General features: G+C 37.1%; 15 protein-coding genes. 9 read left to right on the plus strand and 6 right to left on the minus strand.

Annotation, left to right across the window (positions count from 1 at the left end; genetic code table 11):
- The first annotated feature begins 38 nt into the window (after window positions 1-38).
- A complete protein-coding gene (locus A37Q_RS15620) occupies window positions 39-1,472 on the plus strand; it encodes an oligopeptide:H+ symporter (protein WP_018300802.1) in 1,434 nt (477 codons plus the stop codon).
- A gap of 19 nt (window positions 1,473-1,491) precedes the next feature.
- Here the strand turns inward: A37Q_RS15620 and A37Q_RS16045 are convergent, their stop codons facing one another.
- The gene (locus A37Q_RS16045) at window positions 1,492-1,932 is read right to left on the minus strand and encodes a GNAT family N-acetyltransferase (protein WP_018300803.1); all 441 of its coding nucleotides are present in this window, start codon (window positions 1,930-1,932) and stop codon (window positions 1,492-1,494) included.
- Between the two features lie 343 nt (window positions 1,933-2,275).
- Between A37Q_RS16045 and A37Q_RS0113420 the strand changes: the two genes are divergently transcribed.
- The 8 genes from A37Q_RS0113420 (at window position 2,276) to A37Q_RS0113455 (ending at window position 7,891) form a co-directional block, all read left to right on the plus strand.
- A complete protein-coding gene (locus tag A37Q_RS0113420; protein WP_018300804.1) occupies window positions 2,276-2,575 on the plus strand; it encodes a hypothetical protein in 300 nt (99 codons plus the stop codon).
- Between the two features lie 86 nt (window positions 2,576-2,661).
- Window positions 2,662-4,110, plus strand: a complete 1,449-nt coding sequence (locus tag A37Q_RS0113425; RefSeq protein WP_083907080.1) for an MFS transporter — start codon at window positions 2,662-2,664, stop codon at window positions 4,108-4,110.
- Window positions 4,111-4,200: 90 nt separating this feature from the next.
- Window positions 4,201-4,899, plus strand: coding sequence for a Bax inhibitor-1/YccA family protein (locus A37Q_RS0113430; protein ID WP_018300806.1), 699 nt, complete (start codon window positions 4,201-4,203; stop codon window positions 4,897-4,899).
- Between the two features lie 177 nt (window positions 4,900-5,076).
- Window positions 5,077-5,478 carry a hypothetical protein gene (locus A37Q_RS0113435; RefSeq protein WP_018300807.1) on the plus strand — a complete coding sequence of 134 codons (402 nt, stop codon included), beginning with the start codon at window positions 5,077-5,079 and terminating at the stop codon, window positions 5,476-5,478.
- Between the two features lie 55 nt (window positions 5,479-5,533).
- On the plus strand, window positions 5,534-6,208 hold the full coding sequence (grxB, locus tag A37Q_RS0113440; protein ID WP_026196718.1) for a glutaredoxin 2: 675 nt from the start codon (window positions 5,534-5,536) through the stop codon (window positions 6,206-6,208).
- On the plus strand, window positions 6,205-6,828 hold the full coding sequence (locus tag A37Q_RS0113445; RefSeq protein WP_018300809.1) for an RnfABCDGE type electron transport complex subunit B: 624 nt from the start codon (window positions 6,205-6,207) through the stop codon (window positions 6,826-6,828). Before grxB ends, A37Q_RS0113445 begins: the two co-directional genes overlap by 4 nt.
- On the plus strand, window positions 6,825-7,463 hold the full coding sequence (nth, locus tag A37Q_RS0113450) for an endonuclease III (protein WP_018300810.1): 639 nt from the start codon (window positions 6,825-6,827) through the stop codon (window positions 7,461-7,463). The genes A37Q_RS0113445 and nth overlap by 4 nt, the downstream gene beginning before the upstream one ends.
- On the plus strand, window positions 7,460-7,891 hold the full coding sequence (locus tag A37Q_RS0113455; protein ID WP_018300811.1) for a DUF1841 family protein: 432 nt from the start codon (window positions 7,460-7,462) through the stop codon (window positions 7,889-7,891). The genes nth and A37Q_RS0113455 overlap by 4 nt, the downstream gene beginning before the upstream one ends.
- 13 nt (window positions 7,892-7,904) lie before the next feature.
- Here A37Q_RS0113455 and A37Q_RS0113460 read toward each other — a convergent pair whose 3' ends face one another.
- The 5 genes from A37Q_RS0113460 to rplU form a co-directional block, all read right to left on the minus strand.
- Entirely contained in the window at window positions 7,905-9,026 is a 1,122-nt protein-coding gene (locus A37Q_RS0113460) for an AAA family ATPase (RefSeq protein ID WP_018300812.1), read from the minus strand.
- Window positions 9,027-9,157: 131 nt separating this feature from the next.
- A complete protein-coding gene (locus A37Q_RS0113465; RefSeq protein ID WP_018300813.1) occupies window positions 9,158-10,027 on the minus strand; it encodes an aminoglycoside phosphotransferase family protein in 870 nt (289 codons plus the stop codon).
- Window positions 10,028-10,036: 9 nt separating this feature from the next.
- Window positions 10,037-10,924, minus strand: coding sequence for an aminoglycoside phosphotransferase family protein (locus tag A37Q_RS0113470; RefSeq protein WP_200403877.1), 888 nt, complete (start codon window positions 10,922-10,924; stop codon window positions 10,037-10,039).
- Window positions 10,925-11,356: 432 nt separating this feature from the next.
- The gene (gene rpmA, locus A37Q_RS0113475; protein ID WP_018300815.1) at window positions 11,357-11,626 is read right to left on the minus strand and encodes a 50S ribosomal protein L27; all 270 of its coding nucleotides are present in this window, start codon (window positions 11,624-11,626) and stop codon (window positions 11,357-11,359) included.
- Between the two features lie 15 nt (window positions 11,627-11,641).
- Window positions 11,642-11,953 carry a 50S ribosomal protein L21 gene (gene rplU / locus A37Q_RS0113480; RefSeq protein WP_018300816.1) on the minus strand — a complete coding sequence of 104 codons (312 nt, stop codon included), beginning with the start codon at window positions 11,951-11,953 and terminating at the stop codon, window positions 11,642-11,644.
- Window positions 11,954-12,115 lie beyond the last annotated feature (162 nt).

Consider the following 12,115-nt stretch of genomic DNA (forward strand, 5'->3'; position numbering starts at 1 on the left):
AAACAACAACATACACTAACATAAATCGGGGGATTTATATGAGTAATATCGCAGGCGCTCAGTCCAAAGGGCTGCCAAAGCAGTTTTGGGTCATTTGGGGGATAGAACTTTGGGAGCGATTTGGCTATTATGCGACCCAAGCAGTACTCACACTTTATTTTGTGAGCCATCTTGGCTTTTCTCAAAAACTGAGCATATATACGTTTGGATCATTTGCTGCATTTGTATTTGGATTTATCTGGGTTGGCGGGTTTGTTGGCGATAAATATTTAGGTGCCAAGCGTACTGTCGCTTTAGGTGCATTTATATTATTTCTCTCTTATGCAGCACTTGCACTCTCAACCAAATCAACCATATTTTACGCACTTGGTGGTATTATTGTTGGCAATGCGCTTTTCAAAGCAAACCCATCTTCTCTTATCTCCAAACTGTATGAAAAAGGTGATCCAGCATTAGATGGTGCAATGACATTATATTACATGGCCATTAACATTGGCTCATTTGTCTCTATGCTGATTGCGCCGATTGCAGCACAAGCTTATGGCTGGCAAGCGGCTTTTTGGATCAGTGCCTTTGGTCTACTTCTAGGTCTTTTAAATTACTTTGTCTTTTATAAGGTGCTAAGTAGCATCTCCACCGAAGCTGGCGCAAAACCAATGGCATTTGGCAGATTAATTAGCGTTATTATCGCCTCTATCATCGGTATTATTATTTTTGGGAATATTCTGCCTTATACAACACTTTGTTACACCATTGTATATGTGGTGGTTGCCGGTGGCTTTTTATACTTTTTGAAAACAGCGCTAACCTTGAAAGGCAAAGATAGAGCAAGAATGCTTATTGCCTTTTTGTTAATTTTAGAAGGTATTGTCTTCTTTGTTCTTTATAATCAAATGCCAACTTCATTGACATTCTTTGCACTTCATAATATTGATGGAAATGTCTTTGGTTGGCACATTCCTGCTGCCTCTTATCAAGTGCTTAATCCACTTGTAATTATCGTTGCCTCGCCAATTTTAGCAATTATCTACAAAAAACTACCTGGTACGCATGCAACCAAATTCTGCTGTGGCATGACTTTATGTGGATTGGCTTTTTTGGTTTTATTTTTACCACGGTACACTGCAACAAACGGTCTTGCCTCACCTTGGTGGATGGTTTTAACCTATACACTACAATCAACAGGTGAGCTATTAGTGTCAGCACTTGGTATTGCCATGGTTGCAGAGCTATGCCCCAGAAACATGTCAGGGTTTGTCATGGGAATCTGGTTTTTAACAACCATGTTGGCTGGACCTGTTGGCGCTTATGTGGGTAATTTAACCTCACCGCCGACAGGCATTACACTTGATACCATGCAAAGCTTATATCTATATACTGGGGTATTTGCCAAAATTGGCATTGTCACATTGATTATCGCCCTTTTTATGTGGTTAACACGCCCAATAGTCAATCGCTATATCCAACATTAATTGCCTTCGCAAACTCATTTTATAAGTCTTTTCTTAAAAAATATGCCTTTGTGTTTTTATCGAAACCTTTTCGAACAAACTCAACCTGATAGCCGTGTTTCTCATAAAATTCTTTTGCTTCAAATTCCATTGTATTAACTGCAATAAAGTGGCAATTTCTTTGTCTTGCAAGCGCTTCCGCTTTTTGTAATAACGCGCTACCATAGCCTTTTTTGCGCGCATTTTTCACAACAAATAGTAAATCAATATAAAAGCAGCCGCAATAATTCAACCCGGAAATACCCGCTACAAACTGATTCTGTTCATTAACAATTGAAAAGGAATATGGTGCATTATTCTGACCTATACCCTTTTGCTCATAGGCGTGATCATTCAATCCTTCTTTAATATGCTTAAGATGTGCTTCAGATAGATAATCTTTATATTCTATTACAAAATCAACTTCTCTTTCCTCTAACATGCCTTCCTCGATATTTCATTTTCTAACCTGACAGTAATGTAGCCCATCTAAAGTACTTTTACCATTTTTCTTGCGATAGCAACAAATATACCACTCGCGAATCATTTTTCGGTGTTTAATGTTGAAGAAGTTTTTGATAGCTTTGAGTCATTGGATTGCAGGTAATAGCTAGGACTATTAGCAATATCTAATGACTCAAAAGAACAAGAAATTCAATGGCAGAAATAGGGTAAAATGATTTGCGGGTGGTATAACAGCACCTAAAGTATTCGATACGCTTTTTATTTGGCTGAGTTTTATATAAACTAGAAATCACAAAACAAACAATAAGCTCGTTGCAAAAATGAAACAATTTCGCTATCTGATTGCTTTAGTGCTCGGCATTGTATTGAGTACTTCAGGACATGCAAATGCAAATTTTGATCAAGCATTGACTTATGCAACCGTTAATTCAGCTGTTGCAACCACATCGGCAATTGCATTACAAAAGGCAGGCTACCCAACACAAACTGTTAACACACCCTATGGCCTTGTGACTACCATTAAAGATTCAAATACACCCGCAGCCACTGCAAACCAACCACCTGCTTGGCAGCAACAACAGCAGGTTCAATCACAACGCGAAGCGTTTATGAATAGCTAAAAGAAATTAAATTCAATTGCGATCTAATAAATTCTTGCCATAATATTATCTATAACAAGGCATAAAGCCCTACATAACGATAGATAATGAACCTAAAACCCAAAAAACTCTTATTAAATACCCGACAGCCAACAGGCATGTGGGTGATATTATTCACATCGATACTCTACACAATGAGTACGACCACAATTATCATTACATTTGAAGATTACATTTTAAATAGCGCACCCTATCTCAACTATCTCTCCAAAAGCTTTGATTTAAGCCTGTATAGTAATTTATTTCTATTCTCATTTGCTAGCGTGATTGGCGGTATTTTAGGTTATAATATCGGCCACAAAAGATCGGTATTAATCGGCATTTTTTACTCTTGCGCTGGATTGATATTACTGACAATTAACAACCTCGCATTGATCGGTTTTTCAGCCTACATTATTGGGGTTGGTGTCACCGTGCCAAACCTATATACAACTTTAAGCTTTCTCTATACTCAGGATGATCCAAGGCGCCATGCTGGCTTTACCCTTGTCTACATTGCCACCATTGTGGGTGCAGCATTAGCCATTGTTATCACTGATTTATTTGCTCGCCATTTAGGTTATCAGAGTTTGTATCTTATTATGGCCGTTGCAAGTATTATTGGCGCACTGACTTTCTTATATGCCAGTGCAACATTGAATAAGAGTGTGAGTATTTCAGATAATATTGATGCCAAGTTCACCCCTTCAGTCTATAGCGTTATTTTTATCTTAATCGTTCTTTCAACTTTAATTAGTTACCTGTTAGATTATATCTATGTGTTAGAGGGAATTATTCTGATTGTCGCCGCTATTGCTTTTATCCTCATGTGCCTTTATAGCTTTTTTGAAAAAGACTATGCTCAAAGAAAACGCATTATTGCACTCATTACGCTTAGCATCCTTGCAGGCTGCTATTGGTTTATTGATAAAAACATTCTGATTATCTTTTTGTATTATCTACGAATATATGGTGAAAATGCCAACATGGGCATTCCTGAGTTTATCTCATCAAACTTTATCTTCGAGGCAAACATCGTCCTGATTGTTATTATCGGGATTATCATGGCAGGATTTTGGAACAAGAATAAGCATCAAAAACACATCATTCAAATCACACGGTTCTTTTCACTGGCACTTCTTATTTCAGCCGTTGCCTGCTTATTTATTGCATTAAGCTTCTTTCTTGGCAAAAGTGCCAGCTACTTGCTTTTGATCACCGTTGCACTCAACTCTATTGCTAAAGTGATTTTATTACCACTTTACTATGCGATTGTCGGCAAACTCTCACCGAGAAAGTATGAGTCTATCATTATGGGATTTTTCTTCCTATTTACTGCTGCAATTGGTATTTTATCTATCTATGTCAATAATAAAACCATATCCTCTCAAGCCTTTCACCGACAGGAGTTAGGCTATCTTTATTCGTACTTTTTCATTGGCGTTTTAATCACTGCCATTCTCGCTTTTGCACTGAGTAAAATTTGGAAAAAATATCTAAAAAGTAAACAAATATAAGCCATTTGCTATTGTTTTTCCAGCGATAGACCACATATACTATACAGTGAAATGTTATAATAATTGTGTATTAATTGTACAGGAGTGACTATGAGTAATCAGTTCAACTACAACCGACAAAATGCGCGCGTGATCGATCAACGCAGCAAAACATCGGTTATTCAAAGCAACAAGGTGCTGAGAAATACCTATTTGCTATTATCCTTAACCTTGTTGTTAAGTGCACTAACTGCTGGCTGGTCAATGATGATTGGCGCGCCAGTCATTAGCCCTATTTTAACCTTAATTCTTTATTTTGCTTTACTGTTCGGCATTCAAGCAACAAGAAATAGTCCAATAGGTCTTGTGCTTACCTTTGTTCTTACTGGATTTTTAGGCTTTACCCTCGGACCTATTTTAAACTTCTACATTACTACTTTTTCAAATGGATCTGAGCTTATTATGATGGCACTTGGCGCAACAGGAGCTATCTTTTTGGGACTATCAGCTATTGCCTTAAATCCAAATCGTGATTTTACTCGCCTTGGTCCAATTTTAGGTGTAGGTGCATTGGTTGCACTGGTGGCTATTGTGGTTAATTTATTCTTGCAGATGCCGGCTTTATACTTAGCGCTGTCTGTTATTGTCGCCTTTATTTCAGCTGGATTTATTTTATGGCAAACGAACCAAATTGTTCGTGGCGGCGAAACAAATTACATTATGGCAACTGTCACAATCTATATTTCAATACTTAATATCTTTATGACTATTTTGCAGTTTCTAGGCATGTTTGCTGGCAACAGAAACTAAAGTAATACTCAATCATATTTTATATAGGCCTGTTCATCAGGCCTTTTTTAATCCATCCCACTGCCTTTTGTATGATTTTTATCGATTTAAACCCATCTCTTGCTTGAATTTTCCTCCTTTGCCCTAAGCTTAAAAGGTATAAAAATAAATATGATTTTAACATGATGAATTGACGCTATGATATTTAAACACGATACGGATCAAGCTAATTATGACAACGCCTGTAAAATTGCAAAAAGGCTTTTTCGTCTGCTGAAATTAAAAGGTGGCATTGGTGTTATTTCTGATCAAAATACCAATGTGCTTAGTTATGAGTTTGTGATCCATTTTCATGACATACCCATTAATTTTGGCAGCTGCTTGACTTCAGAAGAGCTATTAGCAAAAACAAAACTTTACAAAGAGCTATTAACTGATGTCAGTATACAGCCAGATAAGCTCTTTGAAGCTTGCGCTCAAAAAGCACAAAAAAACCCTCAATTTAAAGCAATTTTGCAAGATTTGGTGATCGTAAGTGAATTTCTAAAGCATCAATCTCTCCTGCCAACCTCCCCACTTCTTAGTCAGGCAATCCACTAGCGCGATTATCCCCATTCAGTTACAATACACACACTTTATAAGATTAGACAAACCTATGAAATTATTTATCTATGAACATTGTCCCTATTGCGTGAGGCCAAGAATGCTTGCAGGCATAAAATCACTAGAGGTTACACTTCAGTTTCTTGCCAATGATGATGAACAGGCACATATTAAGCGCATTGGGAAAAAACAGGTTCCTTTTTTAGAGAAAGATGATGGTCGTTATATCACAGAGAGTTTAGATATTTGTCATTATCTTAATGAATTTGATCACAAGCCTATATTAGCGCCCCATGCAAGCGATACAACACTTGTTGATTTATGTAATAGGCTTGCTACGTATGCAAAAAACATTACCTATATTAGATTTCCATATCACCCACAACATCAGCAAGATTTTCCAACTGATAGCGCCAAGGCTTACTTTATCAATAAAAAAGAGAGTTATATTGGGGATTTCAAAGCGCATTATTTATTTCCCCAAGCAACTATAGAGAAGATAATGCCATTGATAAATCAAATTGACTCCTTAATGCAATATGACTATGCAAGCTCAGAGAAGCTATCTTTTGATGATATCATTATCTTTCCAATCTTGCGCAGCTTAACTTTAGCCCAAGACATCCTGACACTTCCACAAAATATAATGCGTTATCTAGAGCATATCAGTCAAAAATCTGGCGTGTCACTTTATACAAAATATGATTATAAACAGGATCTTTTATGATTATTTCGATTGATCAAATTGATGCTATATTACCGCAAACACAGTGCACTAAATGTGGATATAAAGACTGTTATGATTACGCAAAAGCCATTAGTAATGGTGAAAAACACAACCGCTGTCCTCCAGGCGGAGAAGAAGGAATACAAAAACTTGCTAATTTATTAGATAGGGAGACGCTTCCACTTGATTTAAATTGTGGACAAGAAGCCCCTAAAAGTGTTGCAGTTATTGATGAATCACTATGTATTGGCTGTGAGAAGTGCCTTCTAGCCTGCCCTGTTGATGCAATTATTGGCAGCAAAAAATTAATGCATACCGTAATTGCTGATGAATGCACAGGCTGTGATCTTTGCATTACTCCTTGCCCAATGGATTGTATTGAAATGGAAATAATTGATAGCCAAAAGCAGCCTCAAAATATGCCTATTTCTTTGCTAGAAGAACAAAAAGCTCATTATCGTCAAAAGCATATTGCAAAAGAAGCGCGCTTAAAGGCAAAAGAGAAACTATCCAAGAAAACACACAGCAATAATATAAAAGGCAAGGCGCTGAATATTGATAAAAAAGCCTATATCAAAGAGGCTCTTGCAGCCTACAAGAAGAAAAAAGGGTCACGATGAATAAGCAAAAACGCCTTGAGATATTTGAAATATTCAAAAACAACAACCCGAACCCAACTACTGAGCTTAATTATCACTCCACCTTTGAGCTCTTGATTGCAGTTATTTTATCTGCTCAAGCAACTGATGTCAGCGTGAATAAGGCAACAGACAAACTCTATCCAATTGCCAATACACCCGAGGCAATCTATGCACTTGGCGAGGCTCGTCTTATGGAGTATATAAAATCAATCGGGCTTTATAAAACCAAAGCAAAGAATGTAATTAAAACCTGCCGTATTTTAATCGATCAATATCAATCAACTGTACCCAATGACAGAAAAGCACTTGAGTCTTTGCCCGGAGTTGGCAGAAAGACTGCAAATGTTATTTTAAATACGGCCTTTGGAGAGCCTACCATGGCGGTGGATACGCATATTTTTCGCATCAGCAATCGTATAAACCTTGCCCCCGGAAAAACACCTTTAGAAGTTGAGAGTAGACTATTACGCGTGATCCCAAAAGCCTATTTACAAGATGCACATCACTGGCTAATATTACATGGTCGTTATATCTGTAAAGCACAAAAACCAAGCTGCGGCGAATGCCCTATCTTTTCACTTTGTGAGTATAGAGAAAAGGAGGCGTATCTATGATTTTCTCTCACGAACGCCTTGAGCTTAGAAAACTCTATTTCGATGTATGGGAAAAGCATCAGAATAAGCTTGTCATGAGCGAGATGGAAAAGCAAATTTTTCGTGTTATTGAGTTTCACCCTGAATACCACCATTACCTGCAAACACGTGATAATTTACATAAGGACTTTCCACCAGAGTTTGGACAAAGTAACCCTTTTTTACATATGGGGCTTCACCTTGGTCTTATTGAGCAAATCATCACTGATCGACCACAGGGAATTCAGAGTATCTATCAACAATTACTGCAAAAATTCAAAGATGAGCATACACTTCAACACGAGATGATGGATAGGCTTGCAGAGTCTATTTATAGCGCACAAAAAAACCATACCCCACCTGATGAGCAAAACTATTTGCGTGAGCTTCAAGCCCTCTGTAATAATTAAACTTAATAAGAGCTTATCTTAAATACTTTCTAAGTAGAGGGTCATAGATATGATACTGATTATCCTTCAGACTGTAATAAATTAGATCCTTCGTTTTTAGATATTCCAATGCTTGCTTTGCACTACTGTAATTCCGAATGCCAATTTCCACTAATAATGTTTGATCTAATGTCTTGCCAAACGGATATTGAGATAAATACTTTAAAACACGCTTTTGATTAGGGCTAAGTCCTTTGACATCTTCTTTAATATAAGGAAAAATCTGCTCGCATAGTGATGCCCAAGCTATTTTAACCTGCTCCATGCTCGGAATAGTCTCATAGCGATCCCAGATTTCCATACACAAATAATTGACATAGTAAGGGTGAAGTTCAGTCATATTCACCAAAATTTCATCCATAATCTGTTTTGGCAGCACGCTCCCCCATCTTTCCTTTGCTGCTTTTTCAATGAAATCATAATAATGTTCCAGCTCAATTTTATCTAATTTCATTATTTTACATAAGCGATAAAGCGGCTTTGATTTATCCATAAACAGCACTTCTAACATGTGTCTAGATGAACCAGAGAAAATGTAAGCTACCCGCTCTGATCTTTCTGCAGCATGTCTTATTGCCGCTTGTAGAACGCCTGATTTATCAATATCATACATCTGCTGGAACTCATCACACACAATGACTACCTGAATTTCAAGTGATATTGCTAACTGATCAATGGATAACAGTAAATCAGCAATATCCTCAGGTGATGCTGTTTTTTCTTGCAATGACAGCTTAACACTCTGTCCATATATCGTACTAATAAACTCTGGTTTATAATGGGCAAAAAACTTATAGATTAAGCCTTTAATTGCATTTAAATCACTGGTCATTTGACCAATCAAATTTGAGAGCTTTTTACAAATCACATGAATAACATCTGCTGTATCGATCGCCTTTAGAAAATCAAACCAAACATGCTTATAATCATTCAAACGAATAACCTCACTGATTAAGCTTGTTTTCCCATATCTTCTTGGCGCAATGATCACTGTATGCTCTGCATGGTTAATGCTTTTACTTAATGCTTTTTTCTCCTGTGTTCTATTACAAAAACTCTCGCCTTTTGCAATCGCTAGAGTGAATTTTTGGCTCATCACAATTCTCACTTACCTCCATATGATATATCACTATATTATATATCAATATGCAATATAAGGGTATGAGTTATTGACTGTTGATTTCAGATAGTTGGCTATCCTTTATTTGCATTGTGGCTCACACAGACTTAATCGGTTAAAATATCATGTATGATATTTTTTTGGATAACGGCTGCGTCACTTTGTTTGTCTTGGCACTGAGATAGCTCAAATGTTGTTTTCCAAAGTGCCCAAGCTTTTGCTCTTAACCAAGTGTCATTATCTAATGCTATAGCATCTTGAAAGATTTTTCGTGAATTGCCTTTTAAAAAAGTCCATGCAATAACAAGATCACAGGCTGGATCTCCTAAAGCTGTACCACCAAAATCAATGATGCCAGATAGTTTATTATTCTTAATAAGAATATTGCCAGAAGCAAAATCACCATGAATCCAAACAGGTGTATTTTCCCACTTGGTAGCACAGGCTTTTTCCCATAAATCTAAAGCATGATCAGCATCTATAATATCTCTCAAACTAGCAATTTGCTCTTTTGCCCCTTTATCATAAACACTAATATGATCACCTCGCCACCAGTTGTGTTGACCGGGGCTTGGACCTTTGATATTTATTATTGCTTGAAGTTCTGTTAAAAAGTTTGCTAGCGCAGAAGCGATATGTGCCAGTGCTTTGTAGCTAAGCGTTAGATGATTAGCACTTTCACCATTAAGCCACTTATAAATAGAAAATGGATAAGGGTAATCATCACTTGGCAAGCCCATCTTAATAGGCTCAGAAATGGCGACGCTTAACTGTTTTGCAAGTTGAGGTAATAATGCTTGTTCTATCGGTACTTTTAGCGCATATGCCTCTGTAGTTGGCATGCGAATGAGCATGTCATCGCCTATTCTATAGGTTCGATTATCATGTCCTTGCACCTCTACTTCAGTAATATTTAAATGAGAATATTCAGGAAATTGCGTAGCAATTAGCTTTTTTGCAAGCTTAAGTGTAATCATAATACCGCCTTAGCGCATTAAACTGGGATAAAGCACTGATGCTAGCCTTAGCATTTCATCAGGATTGCCATTATCTTCGATAAACCATTGGGCCGAGATAATAGCACGCAAAAACACCCATGATCGCAGCCGATCCTCAGGAATGTCAAGGTTATTTGCTAAGCGTGATAATCGTTGATTAATCTTATCAGGAATTGTGTTTATCTCATTCCAGTCAGATTGATTTAACACATCAAAGGCCGAAGCTTCAAATGCCATCTCTCCTATAATACCTTTTGGATCGATACTTAACCATGAATCTTGATGCCTGATGATATTATCTAAATGCAAATCACCATGACAGAGATATTCAGCTCTATTCGAGCTTAGAAGATAAGCTTTAAGTTCTTTGGCTTTATCAATATATTTAAGGCTTATGCGTGGATCGGTAATGTTATCTATTGCTTGGCACCATTTTTTAACATGTGTGTATTGAGTTTTTGGTATTGGTATTGGCTTCGATGCCAGTGTTTTTACAATACCTGCGTAAATTTCGATGGTGTTTTCAATATTCTGAGAATAATTCTCTTTTAATGACATCCCTGGAATCGCTTGCTCAAGTAAGAGCGCATTGTGACAGCTAGCGCTATCAATAACCCGTATGGAGCCCACACCATCCCAATGTTTCAAAGCACGGTACTCATTTTTAATTAGTGCCTGATCACAGCTACATTTTAATACCACAGGAGTATTGTGATCTTGTTTGGCAAATGCCACATAGTTGTAACTTATATTTTCCACTGGCATTACATTACTTAACTTCCAATGCATTGATAATTCATCGATGATGTTTGGCAGTCTATTTAACCACTCTCTGCCTGTATCTCCCCAAACATTAATCACGTTTTTCTCTAGCATCTCCATACTCATAGTGACCGTCTCAATTCATCGACGAATAAACGCATCATAATATGTGGTTTAGAATTAAAAGTGGGACAAAACTCACCCGCTGAAAACTTAATTTTGGGTGATGGTTGTTACATAATAATTGACCGGTCATATGGTTTTTAATTCCAAGCTGAATTATAGTTCTCTATAAGATATTATTATAGCTATGCCAAGAAAACGACTCTTTTATTAGAGCTTCCTGTGATTCTATATAATAGTTCCAGTATATAACCGACCAAATATGTCCATATCAATCCTTTGTTACATATAGGCTTGAGTCATGCGGGTATTTATTAGAATTACTATATATTTCAATTTAATATAGTATCATTAAGGCGGAAATTAAGGCACAAAAAAAGCGCCCTAAGGCGCTTTTAACGTATTATCTGAACATCTTAAATATTATTGAACAGACTCTGCCTTTTCAATGGAAACATATTGACGATTATGCTTGCCACCAATGTGGAATTTTACATATCCATCTTCTGTTGCAAAAATAGTGTGATCACGGCCACAACCTGTATTCACACCTGAATGAAATTTAGTACCACGCTGGCGAACAACAATTGTTCCAGCTTTAACAAATTCACCACCATAACGCTTCACACCTAAATACTTAGGATTCGAATCGCGACCATTTCGTGTACTACCACCTGCTTTCTTATGAGCCATTGTTTACTCCTTAGATTAACCTTGAATTGCTGTAACTTTAACCGCAGTGTAATACTGACGGTGACCTTGACGCTTCATGCTATGTTTGCGACGACGGAATTTAATAATGGTAACTTTTTTATGGCGACCTTGCTCTAACACTTCAGCTGTCACTTTTGCGCCTTCAACAACTGGACTGCCTACTTTAACTTCTTCACCATTTTGTAGCATTAGCACTTGATCAAACTCGATATTTTCACCAACGCCTTTTTCAATTTTTTCTAATTTAACGACAGCACCTTCAGTTACCTTGTACTGCTTGCCGCCACTTTTTATAATTGCAAACATAATTTTAAGCTCCGCTTAGGTTTTTTGCTCAAACTGACACAAAGTCACTTTATATCGTTTGACTTTTTGTTATCTAATATACTGAAACACTTTTTTATTAAGAGCGCTCCAAGCGGACAAATGATACTGGGTTTGGCTTGGAATTTCAAGGATAGGGGCTTA

Source organism: Fangia hongkongensis FSC776 = DSM 21703 (assembly GCF_000379445.1).
GTDB lineage: Bacteria > Pseudomonadota > Gammaproteobacteria > Francisellales > Francisellaceae > Fangia > Fangia hongkongensis.